Origin of the sequence: Bartonella sp. HY761 (genome assembly GCF_026743145.1) — a bacterium.
Taxonomy (GTDB): domain Bacteria; phylum Pseudomonadota; class Alphaproteobacteria; order Rhizobiales; family Rhizobiaceae; genus HY038.
On the sequence record NZ_CP104887.1, the window covers coordinates 3,038,222 to 3,062,500 of the forward strand.

A 24,279-nucleotide genomic window follows, 5' to 3' on the forward strand; every position below is an offset into this window, starting at 1 on the left:
GCACGCGTAAAATTAACAATTAAACTCGTTTGTCATATTATCATCTGAAAGGGATTAAGATGAGCCTATTTAGAAAACTATTAAATAAATTTTCTAATAAATCCAACAAAGCAACCCTTTATGAGCAAACAAGTGAAACCATAATTGTAAAGCGTAAATCTTTTGAAAAGCTGCTTGGAAGTTTAGGGCTAGAAGATAAAGACCTGATCCAAGACCTATACACATATTTGGAAACAGGACAAAACCAAGCCATATTGCTAAAAGCCGCCCAATCAACCGATAATTTCTATTGGTATGATACCGGACTAATGCTCTATCTTCCGCAAATTTTTGATTATAATTGGCAACCGCTTGGTTACCTAAGAATGGCCAAGATAATAAAAAATTTGATCCGCCATCCGGTTAACTCTTATCACGTCTTTGGTGGCGAGGCATCATCCGATGAATGGCGTTATTTTGTAACTTGTGCCATACTTGCGAGCAAAGACCGCAATGCGCCACCATCAGGGGGTAGCTTACAAGGCTATAAAATAGATTGGCAGCAATTTGAGCAATTGGCCAATTTATTCAATGCTTCTATGGCTGAAATATTCGATCTTCTGGTCACGGACCATCCAGCCATGCGTTTTTCGCAACAAATACGCAACCCTGACGATTTAAAGCAATGGTTTATTGATAATAAGCAAGAAATCATTGCACTTTTAAAAACAATAAAAGGCGAAAACCTCACCAATTTTTGTAAGCTCATTCAAACCCTTAAACTTTGTGATGACTATTTAGACGAGCTTTTGCAAATCAGCATGAATAGTTCAAAAGCTGTAAGAAGCGCAGCTCTTACAGCGATTTCAGCTGCCGATAAAAACCTATTTAAAGAAAAAATAGCTGCAATTTACCCTGACCAATCACCAAGCAACCGAGCTTTGCTAGCTTTAACAACGGTTACTATTTTAGAACGTGCGTCACTACCAATATTGCTAAATTGGCAAAGCACCGAAACAGCGGCAAAACCAAAAGAAACCATTAAACAACAATTGTCATTTTTAGGCAGCAATGGCGTTGAAGCTGATGATGGACTAAATAGTGATGACCGCTTAACCTATACGGCTCTTGACGGCAGTGTCATTACCGTACCGCCATGCGTATTTGATGATGAGCAAAAGCAAAGTGAACTTGGTGATATTGATGAAATATTTTATACTAATTTTGCCAATGCGATTGATAATTATAACCAACACCTAGCGCAATTAAAAGCAAAAAGAAAAGAAAATGGTGGTACTTGGCATAGTTATGACGGCAAACAATTAGATAAAAAAATGATGTTGACGCAGCTGCGCAATGTTATGAAAGGCGAAATTGGTAAGTCTAAAGATTTAAACAAGGCTTTTAATATTTTATGGAGAAAAGACGTTGATCTTTCGGGAATAAGTGAATTTATCGCCAATCCTCAGCTATCACTTTATCAGCTTTTGGCATTATTGCTATGCAGTACCGATCATGCGCTCTATTACTTGTGCCATAATCATGAGCACTCAATATTTCGCCAAGCAATCATCAGTAAAATTAAACAATTAGGCGATTTGCGTGCTTTTGAGCGCATTTGGGTCAATAAATTCAAGCAGCCATCGTTTTTGCAGCGATTGCTATCAAACACCTATTACAATAATGATGAATTTGACTTTTTAAAGGATTGCGCTGAGCAAACAAGCAAGGACGCTGTTTCTTACTTTATTGTTGATGGCTTTGATCTATTTGATGAAATTTTTGGATTAAAACCATCGCAAAATAAAGATCACTATGATGTTTACAAGGCTTTTTTACTATTAGAAATGCTGCCTAAAATACCGAAGCGCTATGCAACGGCATTAATGATAGTAGCAACCGGTGGCGCCTTATTTAGTGGGAGCATCAATAAAAACACTAGAATTTTAGGCCGCAATTTATTAGAAAGCATGCCACACATCAATCCTGCTATTGCCAAATTATTGCAAGACGGACAACAAAATACGCGAGTGGAAGCGGCGCAATGGTTAGTTATACGCAAGGCAAAAGATGAGCTTCCAGCGTTAAAAACAGCTTTAAAAAAAGAAAAAAGCGATGTTGCCCGCGCCGCCATGATATCAGCACTTGGTGAGTTGGGCGGTGATGTTAGCGAATATTTGGCACCCGACAGATTATTATCAGACGCACAAAAAGGTTTGGAAAAAAATAAGGTCAAAGGCATTGACTGGTTTCCTTTTGACCAATTGCCAAAAGCTGAATGGAAAGATGGCAGCGCGGTTGAGCCGATTATTTTACAATGGTGGATTGTGCTTGCTGCCAAACTAAAAGAGCCACAAGGCAATGCCATGCTAAGCCTTTGGCTTGATCAATTAACTCCAGAAAGTGCCGATAAATTTGGTATTTTTGTTGCAAAAACATGGGTCGCCCATGACACATTGGCGGTTGGCAGTGATGAAGCCAATGCTTATGCATCTGCGCGCATTGATCAAGAGCTGCAAAGCAACCAACAAGCTGTAAAAAAGCACCCGCAATATGCTGAATACTATACCACAGACCGCGATTTGCTCTTTCAAGAGCTTCGCCGCCATGTATTGGGTAATTATAAACAAAGTGCAATTGATGCTAAGGGTATTTTAGCCTTGGCTGCACGCGGTAATGGTGCAGAAATTGCTGCTATTGGCAGTCAATTTATCAAAAAGCATGGCAAACGTGTTTCACAAGCCAAAGCAATTATTGACATGTTAGCGGCAAATCCTTCCCCTGCGGCCATTCAAATTGTATTGGCGTCGGCTAACCGTACCAAACAAAAGACAGTTCAAGAGCATGCGAAAAAGGCGATTGATGAAATTGCTGCAAAATATGGTTGGAGTTTAGAGGAACTAGCGGAACGCACCATTCCAACCGCTGGACTTGATGAAAATGGTTGTGCTGAACTTGAATGTGGTAAGGGCCGCATTTATAAATTGCAACTCAATAGCCTTGGTAATTTAATAATTTTAAATGATAAAGACAAAGAAGTAAAAGCCCTGCCAACACCTAATCCTAATGATGAAGAAGAAAAAGCTGAAATCTCCGCATCGAAAAAATTTGTCACCAATGCCAAAAAAGAATTAAAGCAAGTTGTTACCTTGCAAACCGAACGGCTATTTGAAGGCATGTGTTTGGAACGCCTCTGGCCCAAGACCGATTGGCAGGATTTTCTTTTAAATCACCCGATAATGCGGCAGATTGTCAGTTCATTGGTATGGATTGGCCTTGATAAAGACGGTAATAAAATCCAAACATTCAGGCCACTTGAAGATGGCAGCCTTACCGATAGCAATGATGAAGAAATATCACTTGATGCCATTCACATAATCAAGCTTGCTCATATCACTTTACTTAGTGAAGACGAAAACAAGGCTTGGCGAACGCATCTTAATGATTATGAAGTGAAACCAGCTTTTATGCAGTTTCGTGAAAATCCTTTTATCCTTACCGACGACATGAAGAATTTAGTCGAAGTCAATGATCGCCAAGGTTGGATGATTGAAACCTTTAAACTACGGACCTTAACTGGTAAATATGGTTATGAACGCGGACAAGCTGAAGATGGCGGTTGGTTTACCACCTATATGCGCCGCTTTGCCAATGCCAATATTGTCGCTATCATTGAATTTACTGGCAATTATTTTCCTGAAACGAGCAGGCCTGCTGCTTTGCTTAATATTAGTTTTTCTAAATATTCAAGTACCGGCTCTGATTGGGGGCAGGTTATGACATTGGGTAAAATTCCACCTGTATTATTGACCGAAACCATGGCCGATTATTACGCCATTGCGGCGGCAGGTACTGGCTTTAATCAGGATTGGGAAAAACTAACCTCATTATAAGACTGCATTATTACAATACAGCGAAATTCAAAAATATCTATGACTTAACATAGTTTGAAAAAAAGTCTTAAAATACGCATGATTAAACTTAAAATTGATAAATATACAAACAAATTTGAATGCATATAACTAACGGGAAGAGATTATTATGAGCGAAGAGACTAATAAAAATTTGCAGCAGGCGGGCAAACTAACCCTCAATCGCGATAAAATATTTCGCATTTTAAAAAAAATGCATATCATTGATAACAAGTTTGTTGAAGATTTAGTTAATTATATTGAAAGCGGAGAGAATGAAACTAGTTTACTTTCAATCTTCAATGCTGCTAATGGCGGGCATATTTACACCTATGAAATAATCGAGCTACTCGTCGGCGCGCTCAATAATCAATGGCAGCCCCTTGCTTATGTCCGATTATCCAAGATTTGCGCTCTTTGGTTAGCACCACTGCCAAATAATAATAATTCATTTTTAGGGAGTAATGCATCACCTGACTGGTGGCGATATTGCGTAACTTTTGCAAATTCTACAAGCAATACAAATGCTTGTTATGGACCAAAAACCCGTAAAGATGGCTATGAAGTAACCGCGGATAGGTTGTTTGAATTAGCACAGTTAGGTGGTGCGACAAAAGCACATATCCTTGATGTGGTTTTGACAAAAGGAAATTATTCCGATCAGCAAAACCATATTGAAAGTTTTAGCGGAATCGAGAAATGGTTTCATGACGAAAGATTGGAAATAGCAGCAATTGCCCCACATTTATCAACGGAGTATTTAACTCAATTATGTCTGGCCATTCAACAACTATCGTTAAGCAATGAATATCTTGATGTTTTAGTTGATGCGTCACTTAATAAAGCCAAATCTGCACGCAGCAGCGCCGTTAATGCGCTTATCGGCGTTGATAAAAATGCCCTTAAAACACGACTACGCACCATTTATAGCAACCAAACGCCGGCTAGCCGTGCCTTGCTCGTTTCAACGGCTGTCACATTATTGGGCGATGAAGCGAGCGATTTATTAAATGAATGGGCAAAAGCGGAAGATAATGCAAAGACGAAAGAAGCTATTGAACAACAACTTGCCTTTTTAAATATTGATACAACTGACCAGCAAAACTTAACCGATGATGCATCGCGTTATATTGCCCTTGATGGCACGATTGTAACAATTCCCCCTTGTGAATATGAAAGTGAAGAAAAACTATTTGAGTTAGGCACAATTGATGAAATTTTTTATGACAATTTTGCCAAAGCAATTGATAATTATAATGCTCATGTAGCTGCCATAAAAAGCGGAGAAAAAAAGACCCACAGTCATTTGCGCGCTAAAGAAGCCAAACCATTGGATAGGGAGAAAACTGTCAACCAATTGCGTCAATTGATGAGCGGCAATAAAACAAAAACTAATCTTGTAGCAGAAGTGCTCGCTCTTATTGATAGCAAAGATTTTGACACATCTGGAATTGCGCAATTCATAGGCAATCCTGCCTTATCACTCTATCAAATATCACTTTTAGCGCAGGCTGATGATATGATTGCACATCGCCATTTAATGTATTATTTCAATAGGCAAGGCTCAGTATATCAGGCTATGTTCAATAAAATTAATGCACTTGGCGATTGGCGCGCTTTTGATCACCTTTGGATGATAAAATTCAATCAATCACCAGTTATTTTTCACTTTTTAGAACAGTCTTATTATAAAACACCCTTTCGTGATTTTTTACAAAATTATGCCAGCAACGCTGGAAAGGACGCTTTTTGGCCGCTTATAATGGATAGCATTTCCTTGCTTGATGAAGCTTTTGGTCTTGCCCCCAAGCGAAGCCAAAAGCCTTTCGAAATGGATTTTGCATTTATGCTTTTAGCGATTTTACCCAAGATTCCAAAGCGTTTTGCAACGCCATTAATGGTTATGGCAACAGGTAATACAGTTAATAATAGCACGATGAACAAAGCCATTGTGCAGCAAGCCCGCAATTTTCTAAATGATTTGCCAAATCTTGACCCTGCCATCGCCAATTTATTATTAGACGGCCAGCAATCAACCCGCATTGGTGCCGCCAATTGGCTAAAAAACCGCAATGCGAAAGCAGAAATTCCCGCTTTAAAAGCTGCATTAAAAAAAGAAAAAAATGATGTCGCTCGTGCAGCCCTACTTTCTGCCCTTGATGCCTTGGGCGAAGATATTTCTAGCCATTTTGCGCCAGAAACGCTGTTAAAAGATGCACAAAAAGGCTTAGAAAAGAATAAAGTAAAGGGCATTGACTGGTTTCCCTTTGACCAATTGCCTAAAGCGATTTGGAAAAATGGTGCCGCCGTTGATCCTATGATTTTGCAATGGTGGATAACATTAGCCGCAAAATTAAAGCAGCCACAAGGCAATGCCATGATAAGCCTTTGGCTTGATCAACTGGCCCCAGAAAGTGCTAACCAATTTGGTCTTTTTGTTGCCAAAACATGGGTGGCACATGACACCCATGCGGTTGGTGATGATGAAGCCAATGCCCATGCCGCCGCCCATATTGCCCAACGTTTACAACAAAACCAACACTATGCGGCACGTAATCCGCAATATGCCCAATATTATATAACGGATAAAGATCTATTATTCCAACACTTACGGCGCGAGGTTTTGGGTAATTATCTTCAAAGTGCGGTTGATGCCAAAGGTATTTTAGCCCTTGCTGCACGGGTAAATGGTGCAGATATTGCCGCCATTGGCAGCCAATTTATTAAAAAACATGGCAAACGCGCATCACAAGCCAAAGCCATTATTGATATGCTGGCTGCAAATCCAGAACCTGCGGCTTTACAGGTTGTGTTGGCTGCCGCAAACCGCACCAAACAACGCTCGGTGCAAGAACATGCACGCCAAGCCATTGACCAAATTGCTGAAAAATTTGGTTGGACCTTGGATGAATTGGCAGATAGAACCATTCCATCTGCCGGTCTTGATGAAAATGGTGAAGCCGAACTAGAATGTGGCAGAGGCCGTATTTATACATTAAAATTAAATGACGATAGCAATCTTATCATTTTAAATGATAGTGGCAAAGAAGTGAAAGCCTTGCCTGCCGCTAATCCCCAAGATACGCAAGAAAGCGAAGAACTAGCCAGCGCTAAAAAATTTATTGCCAATGCCAAAAAAGAGTTAAAGCAAGTGATTGCGTTACAAACAGAGCGGCTTTTTGAAGCCATGTGTTTAGAGCGTATTTGGCCTGTTGCTGATTGGCAGGATTATTTATTTAACCATCCGCTTATGCGCCGTATTGTTAGCTCGTTAATTTGGATTGGGCTTGATAAGGTTGGCAATCAAAAATTGCTATTTAGACCAATGGAAGATGGCAGTTTAACCGATAGCGATGATAATACTGTAACCCTTGAGGGTGTATTTGAGATTAAACTTGCCCATGTTCAACTCATTAGTGATGAGGAAGCAACGGCTTGGCGCAACCATATCAAGGACTATGAAATTAAGCCCGTATTTCAGCAATTGCGCCAAGATTTGCCGCAAATAACCGATGATCTTAAAGCAGAAAATGAAATTATTGATCGCAAAGGTTGGATGATTGAAACGTTTAAATTGCGTGCAGCAGCCAAAAAATTTGGCTATGTTCGCGGTGAAACCGAAGATAGCGGCAGCTTTTTTAACTATAGCCGCCGCTATGCGGGAGCTGATCTTATTGCCTATATTAATTTTACCGGCAGTTATGTGCCAGAAGAAAATATTGCCGCAGCTTTAACTGAATTGCGTTTTGGCAGAGATAGGGGTGGCAACTACAATTATGGTGGGGAAATTCGTTTGCAAGATGTTCCACCTGTATTGTTAGCTGAAACCATAGCCGATTATCACGCAATTGCTGCAGCCGGAACCGGCTTTATTGAGAATTGGGAAGACCAAGCGGCTTTATAATTTTTTAGTCTCTACCAATAAAGATTTAGCGCATTTTTCAGCGTAAGCGGTAAATGCTCTAAATCCTAAAATATTTCCCCAAAAGCTAAGGAACAATTATGAGCCTGCTTAAGTCGATCAAAGAGTTTTTTTATCCCAAAAACGCATTGAATAGCGATAGCAACAGTGACAGTGACTGTGACTGTGACTGTGACGGCTCTCGCGTGCAAGCAGGCACAAACACACTTAATCTTGAACATCTAAAAAAAATATTTGCAACAGCCGGATTAGACGATCCACACTTAATCAATGATTTATGCCGCTATATGGAAAATGGGCAAAATGAAAGCGTCTTATTGAGGCTATCCCCTACACCATCCCTTGGTTCATTTAGTTTTTATGAGATAAACAAATCATTTACTGCAGCCTTAGGCAATGTTTGGCAACCCTTTGCTTTTATTCGGCTCGGCAAAATTTTTGCGCAGTTGCGACCAATAGGAGGTAAAAATTTTGTACATTTGGGCAGCGAATTATCGCCCGATTGGTGGCGACACTGCCTTACCTTTGCTTATACTCCTTGCAATAGCCACTGCTCAATTATTTTTCCTTTCGAGCATAATGAAGGATTAGAACTAACAGCACCTCGCCTTATTGAGCTAGCACATTTTGGTGGCGCAACAATAAATAATATACTTGATGTTATTTTAACCCTTACAGTCAGTCAATATGGAGCAAATGAAGTCGATACATTTCCCGGTATTGAACATTGGCTTAAACAACAAAGCCAAGAGATCTCTCAATCCTGCGCCCATTTGCCAACCAGACAATTTGCCCAATTGCTTGGCGTTATAGGTGGCTTTAACCTTGGTGATCATTATTTAGATATTCTTATTCCCGCATTGATGCAGAATACAAAAACTGTACACGGCAATGCCATTACCGCACTAACCAGCGCGAATAAAGATAAGGTGGTGAGTAAGCTGCGTGATATTTACGACGATCAAACGCCTGCTATTCGTCACCAAATTATTGTTGCAACAACAATCATATTAAAGCACCGAGCAAGCGAATTATTTCATGAATGGCTTAAAAATGAAAAGACGCCGAAACTTAAAGACGCCATTGAGCAACAAATGACACTGTTAAACAATGGGTTAACCGAAGATGTTGAGAAAGACTGTGCTGGCTCCTATGTGGCGATTGATGGTAGCACCGTTACAATACCGCCCTATGATGTTGAGAAAGAAAAATCCTATATCGCAATTAATGTCATTGATAAAAAATATTACACGGATTTTTATCAAGCCGTTAAAAATTTTAATGCTTTTTATGCTTTGGAGAAAAATGAAAAAAAGAAAGATGGGAGCTGGCATTGGACTGATTATAGTAAGCCAATTGATAGTGATTTAGCTTTAGCTGCATTAAAAGATGTTTTGCAAGGGAAATTACCAACATCGAATATTTTGGTTGAGCTATATGAGCATGTGCCACGCCGTGACTTTGATCATTCTGGCTGCGTTAATATTTTTAAAATTCCTAATCTTTCTCTTTTTCAAATGATGCTATTAGCAAGAAAAACAACGGACTATAATTATTTAAGCATTGTTTTTTCTGCTCAAGAAGATTTATCGTTGAAAAGCCAAATTATCAATCAAATTGATATGTTTGGTGATTGGCGGATTTTTGATTATATCTTAACGCAAAATCTAGGCGAAAATTCCCTAATTCACAAACTATCGCAGCCCTCTGGCCCTTACTATCGTGATGAAATAAATCTTAGTGACAGCCAATTATTTTGGCCGCTTATCGCTGAAAACCTTTCCTATATTGATAAGGCTGTGGGGCTTTTACCAATAGAAAATAAGGTAGATTATAGCCTATCTTCAGCCTTTGATTTATTAAAAATGCTGCCCAAATTGCCATTATCCTATGTACCCCCACTTATGCTTATTGCAATGGGGCGGGCAGTTAATGGCAGGGCTGTCAGCCGCGAAGATAGGGAATATGCGCGGCAATTACTAAGCCCGTTGCCAAATCTTGACGCATCCATCGCAAATTTTTTAAAAGATGGTCAGCAAGAACTTAGGACAGCCGCAGCCAATTGGTTAAAAGACCGCAAAGCAATAACCGAAATTGCCGCCTTGCAAGCCGCCGTTAAGAAAGAAAAAAGTGATGGAGCGCGGGCTGCACTCTTATCTGCCTTAGATATTATGGGCGTAGATATTTCAAGCTATTTTGCCCCAGAAAAACTATTGCTTGATGCCGAAAAAGGCCTGAAGAAAACCAAAGTTAAAGGACTTGACTGGTTTCCCTTTGCGCAAGTTCCCTCATTAAATTGGAAAAATGGCACCCTTGTCGATCCCATTATCGTTAAATGGTGGATCACATTAACGGCAAAATTAAAGCAACCGCAGGGCAATCAAATGATGAGGCTTTGGCTTGATCAACTTAAACCAGAAAGTGCAAACGAGCTTGGATTATTTATTTTGCACACTTGGATTACAGAGGACACATTAACCTATAATGAAGATGAGGCCTTTGCTTACGCCAACACCCATACAGATCAAAGGTTACAAGAAAATTTACGATACATTAAGATCTATCCCAATGCCGAAAGCTATGTATTGACCGATCGTGATCTAATTTTTAAACAATTATACGAAAGCGCTTTTGAGTGTTATAAACAAAGTGCGGTAGATTCCAAAGGTATTTTAGCCTTAGCCTCGCATATTGATGATATCCAACTTGCCGCCATTGCCCGCGATTATATCAAAAAACATGGCTCAAGAGTTTCGCAATCTAAAGCAATGATGGACATGCTTGTTGGCAATTCCTCTTCGCCGGCCATTCAAGTCATTTTGTCGGCAGCGCGGCGGATCAAACAAAAATCTTTGCAAGATCATGCCAAGCAGCTCATTAAAGACATTGCTGATCGCCATGATTGGACCTTTGACCAATTGGCAGACCGGACCATTCCAATGGTTGGTTTGAGTGAAAATGGTGAAGCTGAACTAGATTGCGGTAAAGGGCGTATTTATCGATTAAAACTAAGTGACGATAATAGCATAAGCGTTATCAATGATAAGGGCAAAGGGGTAAAAACTCTACCAACGCCAAATCTAAACGATGCTCAAGATGTAAAAACAATTAATGACGCCAAAAAGACCCTAGCAACCACCAAAAAAGAGTTAAAACAAACCATAAATTCGCAAACAGTGCGGCTTTATGAAGCCATGTGTTTGGAACGCCTTTGGCCGGTTGATGAGTGGCAAAACTATATTTTCAACCATCCGATCATGCGCCCGATTGTTACAAAACTTATTTGGATTGGCATGAATGAAGATGGCCAAACAATCGTAACGTTTCGCCCGTTAGAAGACGGCAGCTTGACCGATAACCATGACAATGCGGTATCACTTATTGGGATAGAAACAATCAAACTTGCCCATATTAGCTTGCTTGATGAGGCTGATATTAAGGCATGGCGCACGCATCTTACTGATTATGAAATAAAGCCGCCTTTCAAGCAATTGCGCGATGATTTACCACTAATAACAAAGGATGTAGAAAATCAAACGCACTTAAACGATCGCCAGGGTTGGATGATTGACACTTATAAGCTGCGAACAATAGCCACAAAACTTGGCTATCAACGTGGAGAGGGCGATGGTGGCCATTTTGATACCTATATACGCCATTATGCTAGCGCCAATATTAATGTTCAAATCCAATTTACTGGAAATGAACTTCCTGAAAAAAATCTGCCTGCCGCTTTGATAAAGGTTGTTTTTATGAAAGTTAAAAATAACGGTCATTATCAACGACCCATCACCGACCTTGAAAAAATACCAATGGTGCTTTTAGCAGAAAGCATGGGCGATTATCATGCTATTGCCGCGGCTGGCACGGGCTTTGATGAGGATTGGCAAACAAAGTCGGCTTATTAAAACAGTTTATACGCGTATCTATCGGTTCTATGTGACCTATTTTTCTTACCAGTAAAATTTGAAGGTAAAATGATGAGCACCATGACAACAAATACATCTATTCATAACCACAGCAAGATTGCAATTAATCTCGACCGTTTGAAAAATGTGTTTGAAGCAGCGCAAATGAGCAATGGACCGTTAATTAATGATCTTTGCAAATATGTGGAAACCGGAGAAAATGCTGCCATATTATTAAAAGTTTCATCAACACCCAAAACAGGACCATTTGATCTTTTGCAGATTAGCCACGCAATATCAACGGCGATAGGGCGCGAGTGGCAACCGCTTGTCTATGTGAGACTAGCAAAAATTTTGGCAAATTTACATCCATTATTAAATAAGCAAGACCACGTATTTGGCAATAAAGAAGTAGCAGTTTGGTGGCGATTTTGCGTTAGCATTGCCTTTTCATTACACGCAACACCGGTGGATGACGTCGTCTATCTTGGCAGAAGCCAAAAAAGGGGGCTTGATGCCAATCGTCTTCTCGAATTGGCAAGCCTTGGCGAAGCAACAACAACTGATATTTTGAATATTCTTTTAACGCCAGGAATTTCATATTGTGAAAAAAATGAATTGCATAATTTTCTTGGCATCAAACAATGGTTTGAAGATGAGCATCGCAAGATATCAACATCAAGTAGCCAATTATCAGGCTCAGTTTTAGCGCAGCTCATCGCGGCTATTGGCAGCTATAATCTTAGCCCCCTTTATTTGGATGTTCTCATCTCTGCACTTACACATAAAGCAAAAACAGTGCAAGGCAATGCGATTGTAGCATTATCCAATGCTGGCAAGGAACGGGTAGAAAATAAGCTGCGGGATATTTATGCCGATCAAACCCCAACTATTCGCAGCCAAATCGCCATTTCAACAGCGATTATATTAAAGAAAAAAGCAGTTGGCGTATTGAATGATTGGCTCAGAACTGAAAACGATACCAAGCCTAAAGAGATGATTGAACAGCAATTAGAATTATTAGGCCTGAGCCAACCAAAAAATACCAAGGCTGATTCAACCACATCTTATACTGGTTTTGATGGATCTATCATAGCTATACCGCCTTTTGATTTGGAAAAAGCAAAACATCACATTGAATTTAATGTTATTGATGAAAAATATTACCAAAATTTTCACCAAGCATTAGAAAACTACAATGCGTTTTATGCGAGTGAAACAGATGGCACAAAAAAAAATGAATCTTGGCATTGGACAACATTTTGCCAACCAATTGATAGTGACAAATTAGTTGCCGATTTAAAAGAATTAATGACCGGCAACGTGATTAAAGCTAAAGCGCTACAAGATTTTTTTAAGAACGCACCTGAGCACGGTTATGATTGTTCAGGTATTACAGATTTTTTTAACAATCCTAATCTTTCTCTTCATCAATTAATGCTATTGGCGCGAAAAATAAGAAAATATAGATATCTTAACATTGTTCTTCAGGGGGGGAATGGCTTTACTTTTAAAAATCCAATATTCAATAAAGTTATCGAATTCGGTGATTTGCGCCTTTTTAATCATATTCTAACCAAATATTTAAATGAAACGAGCTTAACTTACGACCTCGACCCGTCCTTTTTAAACGCTATTGATATACGCGACACCAAAAGTGTTTGGCCGCTGATTGCCGAAAACAGGACCTTTATTGAAAAGGCTTTTGGTCTCAAACCAAGCAAAAGCGATGACTATCATAGTTTGTCAGTCGCCATGTATCAGTTAAAATTACTGCCGCAAGTCCCACTATCCTATGCGATGCCACTTATAATTATTGCCATGGGGCGGGCAGTCGATGGTACCGCGGTTGGTAAAGATGAGCGCGAACAAGCACGCGCATTACTGGCCGACTTGCCAAATCTTGATAGATTTATCGCCAGCTTATTGGAAGATAGTCAACAAGCGACAAGAACCACAGCCGCGAATTGGTTAAAAGATCGTGGCGCAAAATCAGAAATTACAGCCCTTTATACCGCATTAAAAATAGAAAAAAATGATGCAGTACGCGCAGCTATTTTATCAGCGCTTAGCGCTCTAGGTGAAGATATTGGCGACTATTTTGCACCAGAAAAATTGTTAAGCGATGCCCAAAAAGGCTTAAAAAAGGCCAAACTTAACAATCTTGATTGGTTTCCCTTTGCACAATTACCGCAATTACACTTTAAAAATGGTGATATTTTTGATCTAACTATTGTATTGTGGTGGATTACATTGGCTGTTAAGTTAAAAACACCACAGGGCAACCTGATGACAAACCTATGGCTTGACCAATTAACACCGGAAAGTGCCAACAAACTTGGGTTATTTATTGTTCAATCATGGATTGCTCAAAATATTATTGCCATGGATGAAAATGAAGCTTTCACCTATGCCCAAACCAATATTGACCAACGCCTTCAGCATAATATTCACATATCCAAGCTCTTTCCCCATATGTCGCAATATTTTTTAACTGATCGTGATTTACTCTTCAAGCAACTGCATAATGAAGCCTTGGGTACCTATAAGCAAAGTGTTATTGATGCCAAAGGCATTTTAGCCTTGGCAGCCCATGTTGATGGCGCTGAAATTGCGAATATCACCCGCAATTTTTTGAAAAAACATGGCTCTCGTGTATCACAGTCAAAAGCACTGTTAGATATGCTTGCCGGCAATTCTGCCTCTGCTGCAATTCAATTGTTGATAGCCAGTGCAAGACATACCAAACAACCGTCTCTACAAGACCATGCTAGAAACCTCATTGATGATATTTCACAACAACAAGGTTGGAGTTTTGACCAATTAGCTGACCGCACTATTCCTGCGGCAAGCCTTGATGACAATGGTGAAAATGAACTAAAATGCGGCAAAGGACGTGTTTTTAAACTGGCTTTAAATGGTGACCATTTGATCCTGTTAAATGATCAAGGCAAGGAAGTAAAAGCCCTACCTACTGCCAACCCCAAAGATACAGATGAAGTCGAAGAAATAACCGCGGCTAAAAAAATCATTTCCAATGCCAAAAAAGAACTAAAACAAGTTATCCCGTTACAAACCGCACGGCTTTATGAAGCCATGTGTTTGGAACGCCTTTGGCCGGTCGATGAGTGGCAAAACTATATTTTCAACCATCCCATCATGCGCCCGATTATTACAAAACTAATATGGATCGGCAGAAATATGGATGGCAAAACAGTGCTAACTTTCCGCCCGTTAGAAGACGGCAGCTTGACCGATAACCATGACAATGCGGTATCACTTATTGGGATAGAAACGATCAAACTTGCCCATATTAGTTTGCTTAATGATAAAGATATTCAAGCATGGCGCACGCATCTTACGGATTATGAAATAGCGCCGCCCTTTAACCAATTTCGCGAAGATTTACCGATCATAAGCGATGAAATAAAAAACGCGGCAAACATTGATGATCGTGAGGGCTGGATGATTGACGCTCCGACCTTAAGATCTGTTGCCAATAAATTGGGTTATGAGCATGACCAACATTGTTATGGCGGTTTTTTTACGGCCTATACTCGTTATTTTATGAGTGGCGGCTATATGGCTTATATCAATTTTACGGGTACAAGTTTAGCGGAAAGAAATGTTCTTGTCGCCTTAACGCAACTGGAGTTTCGCCAATACGTAAAATTTTTCAAAAATTTTAATTACGTTGATAAATTACAAGTAATTCCACCAATTCTTTTAGCTGAAACCATTGCCAACTATCATGCTATTGCAGCGGCTGGCACTGGCTTTGACCCTGACTGGCAGAAAAAAACCTCAATCTAAATAAAAACAGCAAAGTTGAACCATGTGGAACTATCTAGCCGATATTGAAAACTTAAAGAACTTTCAAAGTGAAATTGATGATGAAACATTTCAATATATAACCGATCTTGGGTTTTATGACCCCGATAGCCATACATCGTTACACGATGCGTGGCTGGTATCGTTAAATATGATCTATGGCAACACAAAAGATCTGTTGCAACGAAAGTTTGAACCCGTCAATCTGCAATTATGCTTTTTAGGAGCCTATCATGATCAAATCATTGATATTTTCTATGAAGATGTTTTACAATATAAAATAGAAGGTAATGGTGATTTATCAGACTTGTTAACCCATAAATTCGCTTGGTATAACGATCACCTTTGCCACGAACTTTGCTTTGCAATGGGCAAACTTGTCATTGAATTTAAAAATGTAAGATTTAAAGTTTCAAGCGTTGAGGAAAATTTTTAAAAACGCATACCAAGTAATTTTCGATACTTTCGCCGAATAAATTTAAAATTGGGGCTGTATCAGATAACTGATAAAGATTATCGATATAAGCATCAGAAAGAGGCGATTATTGAAAGTTAGCAAAATCAGATGATAGGGCACTTTGTAGCAAGCATAACTGCACGATGCACCGCTGATTTAGTTGGCGTCAATTTCAAGACATTTGCCCTTTATTATTAAAAAGTTAGCAAACTGATTGCCTATTAAACAGAGCGAGAAGCCAGTAAAATTTTTGATGACGAGAGCGAGGTGGATGAGTGCTATTTTGGCGGTTGCCGCAAAGATAACCATGGACCTGGAACGAGCGATAAATTTCCTGTTTTTGGTCTTCGCAAGCGCGGTGGGCGAGTGTACGAAGATTATTGATGTATTAGAGTTTAAATATTATCGCATAATACCATTCAAAACTGTTTACAGACAAGGGCATTCACATCAACGGCGTTGTGAGTTTTTGAAAATAAACCAAATGCCACATGTGCAAATTTTATGAAATACCAAGATAGAATTCTGAACTATTTTTAAAGAAGTGTGAGTGGTGTTTTAATAACCCATCGCCTCAAGCACAATTAAGCCAAATCAACAATGGGTTAAACAATTTATGGGCTAATTAAATGGTACACCCCCTATTATCTCTTATGGAAGATAACAATTAGAGGCGAATTTTATCCTTTTTTAAATTTTTGCTCTCTAAATTCTTTCGACTAAAATATGTTGGAAACGTAGATAGGCAATCATTTAGAGCTTGCTTATGGGTATACAATATTCCAAAGTCAAATACCTCTAAATCCACCCCTTCATTATGAAGACGTAAAGCCAGTTTTTTGCATACCTCTCTGTCCACGTAACCGCGAGAATATAGCCAGATTTCAAGACTATTTGAAAGACCAAACTTTAGACGCGTTTGTAAACTCCTAAGCGAATCCAAGATGTTGTCGCTCAAACCCTTTCCCTCTGCTACATCAGCTATGGCTCCAATGTTTAACATGCAATCAAAAGAAAGTGCATTATCAGCTAAATCCACTACATGGTCCATTTGAATAGTTCGTTTCTGAGACCCTGCTTGATAGTATGCACATGATTGAACTAGGTAATCATAAAGGTCAGCATAGCTACTACCTGATATCCATTTTTTTGCAAACTCTAATATAACCTCATTAGGCGTTATTTTGAGAACCATTTTATTTTTATTGAGCTGAGATAACAGCGGCCAGCAAATTATAAGAAGCTCATCCGAGCTTTGAGCTTGTATTAATTCGGCCCAGTTTTCAACAAGCCAGTTTTCAATTAAAAATAGTTTTTTTAATCCCAATAATGACTTGCCAAAAAATGCCCTTTTCTCTTCTGGGACAGACAGAACTTGAGCCGCAATAATTGAGAATACCAATCTAAGCTGTAGTTTTTGATCATCGTCTGATAAAAAATAAGCCAGTGTTCCTAGAGCTAATTCATCGAAGAACGTCTGAGCAGCACCCGGATTATCTTTCAAATAGGATAGGAAATAGCTTTCAATTGCTTCAATTAAAATTTCCTTATAATCCATTTGATTAAGTAGCGAAATGATATCTATGGATTGATGATGTCCCAGATCTATACAGCTTTGTCTATAGTTACCAGGGTCTTTAATAAACTCGATAACATCAACAGTAAACTCTGTGAAATCAAAAGGCTTGATTAAACCCAAAAGGCTGCTAGCGCAGTCCTCTGTATTCGTAAAATCGAGCAAATGCATTGCCCTTTGCCATCTCCAGCTTTCACCCCTAATCTTATGTTTATCAAAAATGCTCGTGTCAGCAAAAATCACACTTCCTTCGGTATGATATCCAGCTCTTCCAGCTCTTCCTATGAGATTATGGAAATCACGAGTGGTGATTTCTTGCCCTGCTTGAAAAATACTTGAAACGACTAGATACCTGATTGGAAGATTGACCCCTTGCGCGAGAGTGGATGTACATACTACCATTACTGACTTATTAGATTCCATTGCCCACTCAACGGAAACGCGGATACCATTTGGTATATTAGAGCTATGCGGCAATATCCCCAAAGCAATTGAACGAGTAAATATAAAATCCTTCCCAAAATGCAACTTAGAAAGATACGCAATCCTGTCCAATTCATTTTGATCGCTAGAAGCACTCGGCGAAGGTAATGCTAGGCCTCGGTCGTAACAATCAACTAGATACTCACATATAGACGTGACAGTACTTTTTACACCGCAAAAAATAGCAACAGGCCCTTGATGGCATAGCTTAATTCCTAAATATGCTGCTACGCTAGCATTATCACCCTTAATTGGAAAAAATCGTTCATTCCTTTCTCGACCTCTCGTTCCAAGGTTTATTTGCTCAATCACCCTAGGAACGAAAAAGTCTCTATCTGCCTGACCATCTTGATCAATATATTGGAGTTGTCCCATGATAGTTTGCCAACTTGCGAAGGCTGTACTTTTCGCCGTCGGTAAGCAACCAGCTCCTTGAATCTCAATTCCAAAATCTCCATTAAGCCATTCACCAATTGACTTTGCGTTAGCCATGACCGCCGAAATTATGACCTTCTGAACATTATCGCCTAATCGAGATTTAAGATAAGCTATTAATAGCTCATAGGTAACACCTCGTTTTCCGGTATCAAATTGATGTCCTTCATCAAAAATAAGCAAGCCAATTGTGTCAGTTAAAGCAGGTTCATGCCTAAGAAGATAAACGAGTTTCTCCGGTGTGGTAACAATTATTGACTTGGTGCTTATTTCACTCGGGGTAATATGTTCAAATAAAAATCTTATGAGTTTGTCATCGCTATCAGAAATATCCAAAACATCTTGCAATTCATTAATATTTACATCTTCACCTTCGAAGGCTTGTTCAAAGGTGGCGGTAATCTCTCGGCATAAAGCTCTAAATGGTGCTATAATTACCGCAACCTTTGCGCGATTGGACAAAAATGAACTTCTAATAATTAATTCAGTCGATTTTGTCTTTCCTGCACTCGTAGGCATTTGCACAACAGCCGATAGACCAGACAAAACGCCTTTTTCGCCAAGCAATCGCTGTGCTGGCCAAAACTCTTGAATAAATCTCGGCTTAGTTATTACATTTACCCATTGCTCCAAAGGAATCTGAGTATATTTAGGCAAACAATTTATGGATGAGTTTTTGATTTTTCTAAGAAGAATAGATGAAATAATATCGACAAACAATAGCTCTCTATCAGAACCATTGTCATAAACTTCGCGCCGTAAGTTTCGTATTATTTGTTTAAAATTCTCAGCCTCAAGGCCTAACCCAAAGAATTTTTGAGTGGCGTCTCCGACATTATCTATCGCCTGAGTTAGATAAGTTGTTTCTACACGATACCAAACCTGGCCAAAATCAGATTTTAATATCCATATTAAAAATCCCTCAAGATTAGTGCCAGTAAGTAGTTCTGTTTTATAGGGTAAACTTTTGGCTAAAACGAGGGCACTACCGGGCATATCTGCTAGGTAATAAGCCGCAGCTCCTACAATTTTTAAATAAATTGTCATCTCATCCACCAAATGAGATTGAATTAATGCATCAAAATACTGCCCAACTGATATTAGTTCAGACTTTAGTTTTTCATAGTAATCAGTTTTTTCAATTAAGTGCCCTCCGCGCGCTTCAATAGCAGATATATCCCCCAAAATGCCAATAGTCGTAATCAACAATTTACTTGGATCGACCGATAGCTCCAGATGATATCTTTCATCAATAGCAAACTCATACATTTTTGCTTTTGATTTGGTAATTGCCAGCATTTTTTTTGACGATGCTTCAAGCCTCATTAGCCGCTCTCTCATATAAGCTATGCACCAAAGACATTAATAAAGGGCCCCTTATCACAATCATTTCCAATTGGCTCTGAGATGGATGTTTCTGCGTAGAAGACTTAGCTAAAGTTTCCGCGCAACATGAGCTGTTCGTCAAAACCGCTGCTGCACCAAATTTAGTTTTATATGGGAGATCAACGTTTTGTTGGAATCTTGTAATTTTTTGCATACCGGGAATATCTTTCTGATCAAACAATCTTTGCTTTGCACCATTTAGCGATTCTGCAAGCCTAGCCCCATCCTTCAAACTATCATCAATTGCGATTTGTAATGTATTAGCCACATTGTTCTCGGAAAGCCGCGCTTTTACCTCGTAAACCAATAATTCGTCTTTAGGTGAGGGATTTGTATTTTCTTGTTTGAAACCGAGAACATCTGAACCCTTCGCTGACTCATTACCGATGATCTTGCGATCATAGCGGGTTCTGGGAACATAGTAACCAGATAAATAAGTCAAAAAGTCGACCACTAATATTTCTGAAAAATCTCCAGACCGTGTACTAGGCCCAAGTCCCGGAGAACTGTCTGGAAATTTCAAGCTTAACAAATAATCTGAATTTGTCATACCCGGAGGCTTTAATATATCTATTTCGTTATCGAGGCAGTAATGGTTCCTGAAATGTTTTGCCCAACTAGACATGATTACTTGATTGCGAACATCATAAGCAAATTCATAAATAGGAACGCACTCGCCTGTTGATATTATAATCGTTTCTCCTGTATTGCGGAGCCAAGCAAGATGTGCATTTGTCCAAGGCATATTAATATAACACTCGCTTGCCTAAAATAGTCATTCTACAATACTCTGTTCAAGTTAAACACCGACACTTCATTTAATTTTAGCTTTAATATGTTTCTATGATTAAAATATCCATTTATATTTATTAATAAGCTCGAGCAAACTAAGTAGTTAAGATCATTAGAAAAGACCGTGCTATTCAACACATTGAGCAGCGATTTTCCCCTATTTAAAGATTGTAAATCCACTTTATTAATATTGACTTGCTCTAGTGCAATGTCAAATAAATTTAACAATAAGTAATAAAAAAGCTATTTGATATAATTACAAACTGCATTGCTTAAAGCCTAAATCAATATGTAAGATATATTAATCTAGCCACCTTTCTGACATTTTAGCGAATATAGAGCACACTTTTTGCTTACGCGTTTTAGTTATGGTTTTCTTTGGTAGCGAAGGAGTACGTGTCAGCATATTAGCAGCGCTCGTCTTGGCGCATGTACCGAATTGGTATTATAGCCCTCATGTACTGATTTGGCATTATGGCGTTAGAACCGCCAATGACCGCTCTTTGGGGGTATGGTATAAATAATTTCTTATTTCAATGATGGGTAATATTGGTTGCGGGGGCAGGATTTGAACCTACGACCTTCAGGTTATGAGCCTGACGAGCTACCGGGCTGCTCCACCCCGCGTCAAGGGTTTTGTTTACTTCTTCACGCTCGGTATGTTGTGAAGGAGTATCTGATATTAAGGCACATTTTTAAGATAATGTCATGCTTTTAGGAAGCGTTATTATCTTGATTTTGTGTTTTTTTTCCAAGGAATGATTTAAGCTATATGGCTTATATTGCTTGGGATTTATCAGATAGATTAATAAGGGTGTTTTGATGGTGAAGAGATAGTATTCATACATGCATTTTGCAGACCTGGCAGCGACCTACTCTCCCGTGTCTTAAGACAAAGTACCATTGGCGCTGGAGCGTTTCACGGCCGAGTTCGGAATGGGATCGGGTGCAGCCGCTCCGCCATAACCACCAGGTCGGCGAAAGGCATGAACGAATTGAAGCTGGTTTTGATTTTTCTGCATTTTTATTAACTGGATATAGGTAATGGGAACGATCAAGCCGATTGAACGATTAGTATCAGTAAGCTTCATGTGTTACCACACTTCCACACCTGACCTATCAACGTGGTCGTCTTCCACGGTTCTCATGGGAATACTCGTTTTTAGGTGGGTTTCCCGCTTAGATGCCTTCAGCGGTTATCCCTTCCGTATATAGCTACCCTGCTATGCGGCTGGCGCCACAACAGGTCCACCAGAGATACGTCCATCCCGGTCCTCTCGTACTAGGGACAGATCCTATCAATATTCCTACACCCACGGCAGATAGGGACCGAACTGTCTCACGACGTTCTGAACCCAACTCACGTACCGCTTTAAATGGCGAACAGCCATACCCTTGGGACCTGCTCCAGCCCCAGGATGCGATGAGTCGACATCGAGGTGCCAAACAACCCCGTCGATATGGACTCTTGGGGGTCATCAGCCTGTTATCCCCGGCGTACCTTTTATCCGTTGAGCGATGGCCCTTCCACACGGGACCACCGGATCACTATGACCGTCTTTCGACTCTGCTCGACTTGTCAGTCTTACAGTCAGGCAGGCTTATGCCATTGCACTCAGCGAACGATTTCCGACCGTTCTGAGCCCACCATCGCGCGCCTCCGTTACTCTTTAGGAGGCGACCGCCCCAGTCAAACTACCCACCATACACGGTCCTGGTTCCGGATAACGGAACGCAGTTAGACATCCATGTAGATAAGGGTGGTATTTCAAGGAAGACTCCACAATGGCTGGCGCCACTGCTTCAAAGTCTACCACCTATCCTACACATGTCGACACGAATGCCAGTGTAAAGCTATAGTAAAGGTGCACGGGGTCTTTCCGTCTAACCGCAGGAACCCCGCATCTTCACGGGGAATTCAATTTCACTGAGTCTATGTTGGAGACAGCGGGGAAGTCGTTACGCCATTCGTGCAGGTCGGAACTTACCCGACAAGGAATTTCGCTACCTTAGGACCGTTATAGTTACGGCCGCCGTTTACTGGGGCTTCAATTCAATGCTTGCACATCTCCTCTTAACCTTCCAGCACCGGGCAGGCGTCAGACCCTATACGTCGTCTTGCGACTTCGCAGAGCCCTGTGTTTTTGGTAAACAGTCGCTACCCCCTGGTCTGTGCCACCCCCTAACGGTTGCCCGCTAAAGGGTCACGCTTCTTCCGAAGTTACGCGTGCAATTTGCCGAGTTCCTTCAACATAGTTCTCTCAAGCGCCTTGGTATTCTCTACCGGTCCACCTGTGTCGGTTTCGGGTACGGTCTATAATGTGGGAGCTATTTCCTGGAACTGCTTCACTGCATCATCAATCCAATAAGATGATACAATTTACGCAATCCGTCACTTCCCACAGGCCCACGAATATTAACGTGGTTCCCATCGACTACGCCTTTCGGCCTCGTCTTAGGGGCCGGCTCACCCTGCTCAGATTAACTTTAAGCAGGAACCCTTGGACTTTCGGCGAGGGAGTCTCTCACTCCCTTTATCGTTACTCATGTCAGCATTCTCACTTCCAATACCTCCAGGATCCCTCACGGGTATCCCTTCACAGGCTTATGGAACGCTCCGCTACCACTTACACTTACGTGTAAATCCACATCTTCGGTGTATGGCTTTAGCCCCGTTACATTTTCGGCGCAAAGACCCTTATTTAGACCAGTGAGCTGTTACGCTTTCTTTAAATGATGGCTGCTTCTAAGCCAACATCCTGGTTGTTTTGGGATCCTCACATCCTTTCCCACTTAGCCATAACTTGGGGACCTTAGATGGTGGTCAGGGTTGTTTCCCTCTCCACGACGGACGTTAGCACCCGCCGTGTGTCTGCTAGTCAGTTCTTCCAGGTATTCGGAGTTTGGTTAGGTTTGGTAATCCGGTGAGGACCCCTAGCCCATCCAGTGCTCTACCCCCTGGAGAATAAAACTAACGCTCTACCTAAATAGATTTCGCGGAGAACCAGCTATTTCCGAGTTTGATTGGCCTTTCACCCCTAGCCACAAGTCATCCCGATCTATTGCAACAGATATGGGTTCGGCCCTCCAGTAAGTGTTACCTTACCTTCAGCCTGCTCATGGCTAGATCACTCGGTTTCGGGTCTAATCCGACGAACTGAACGCCCTGTTCAGACTCGCTTTCGCTACGCCTACACCTATCGGTTTAAGCTTGCTCGTCAGACTAAGTCGCTGACCCATTATACAAAAGGTACGCCGTCACCCAGAACTAATCTTGGGCTCCGACTGTTTGTAGGCATTCGGTTTCAGGATCTATTTCACTCCCCTCGTCGGGGTGCTTTTCACCTTTCCCTCACGGTACTGGTTCACTATCGGTCATGCACGAGTACTTAGGCTTGGATAGTGGTCTACCCATGTTCAGACAGGATTTCACGTGTCCCGCCCTACTCTAGGACTTAAAATCAATTTACGTGTACGGGACTATCACCCACTTTGGTTAAGCTTTCCAACTTATTCCACTTTTCTCATTTAAGCCACTGGCCTGGTCCGCGTTCGCTCGCCACTACTAACGGAGTCTCGTTTGATGTCCTTTCCTACAG

The 24,279-nt window shown here is 40.5% G+C and carries 7 protein-coding genes, 1 tRNA gene, 2 rRNA genes and 1 pseudogene (1 of these 11 running past the window's edge); 6 read left to right on the forward strand and 5 right to left on the reverse strand.

From position 1 onward, the window contains the following. Positions 1-59 precede the first annotated feature (59 nt). From N6A79_RS13100 to N6A79_RS15920, 6 genes and pseudogenes are all read left to right on the forward strand, one after another. Positions 60-3,872, forward strand: a complete 3,813-nt coding sequence (locus N6A79_RS13100; protein WP_268546281.1) for a DUF4132 domain-containing protein — start codon at positions 60-62, stop codon at positions 3,870-3,872. A gap of 148 nt (positions 3,873-4,020) precedes the next feature. Beyond that, positions 4,021-7,794, forward strand: a complete 3,774-nt coding sequence (locus N6A79_RS13105) for a DUF4132 domain-containing protein (RefSeq protein WP_268546282.1) — start codon at positions 4,021-4,023, stop codon at positions 7,792-7,794. A 98-nt stretch (positions 7,795-7,892) separates the two neighbouring features. After that, positions 7,893-11,720: a DUF4132 domain-containing protein gene (locus tag N6A79_RS13110; RefSeq protein ID WP_268546283.1), complete on the forward strand. Its 3,828-nt coding sequence runs from the start codon at positions 7,893-7,895 to the stop codon at positions 11,718-11,720. Between the two features lie 81 nt (positions 11,721-11,801). Beyond that, positions 11,802-15,533 (forward strand): DUF4132 domain-containing protein, encoded by a 3,732-nt coding sequence (locus N6A79_RS13115; RefSeq protein ID WP_268546284.1) that lies wholly within the window; start codon positions 11,802-11,804, stop codon positions 15,531-15,533. A gap of 22 nt (positions 15,534-15,555) precedes the next feature. Beyond that, a complete protein-coding gene (locus tag N6A79_RS13120) occupies positions 15,556-15,987 on the forward strand; it encodes a hypothetical protein (protein ID WP_268546285.1) in 432 nt (143 codons plus the stop codon). A 129-nt stretch (positions 15,988-16,116) separates the two neighbouring features. Further along, positions 16,117-16,637, forward strand: a pseudogene (locus N6A79_RS15920) (IS1595 family transposase). A gap of 38 nt (positions 16,638-16,675) precedes the next feature. On the opposite strand, the gene N6A79_RS13125 reads toward N6A79_RS15920, so the two are convergent. From N6A79_RS13125 to N6A79_RS13145, 5 genes are all read right to left on the reverse strand, one after another. Further along, positions 16,676-19,828, reverse strand: coding sequence for a DEAD/DEAH box helicase (locus N6A79_RS13125; protein ID WP_268546286.1), 3,153 nt, complete (start codon positions 19,826-19,828; stop codon positions 16,676-16,678). Next, on the reverse strand, positions 19,818-20,633 hold the full coding sequence (locus tag N6A79_RS13130) for a Hachiman antiphage defense system protein HamA (RefSeq protein WP_268546287.1): 816 nt from the start codon (positions 20,631-20,633) through the stop codon (positions 19,818-19,820). Before N6A79_RS13130 ends, N6A79_RS13125 begins: the two co-directional genes overlap by 11 nt. Before the next feature lie 597 nt (positions 20,634-21,230). Next, positions 21,231-21,307: transfer RNA gene (locus N6A79_RS13135), tRNA-Met, on the reverse strand. 232 nt (positions 21,308-21,539) lie between these two features. Next, positions 21,540-21,654: ribosomal RNA gene (gene rrf, locus N6A79_RS13140) — 5S ribosomal RNA — on the reverse strand. A 76-nt stretch (positions 21,655-21,730) separates the two neighbouring features. Then, positions 21,731-24,279 (reverse strand): 23S ribosomal RNA (locus N6A79_RS13145) (it continues 264 nt past the right edge of the window).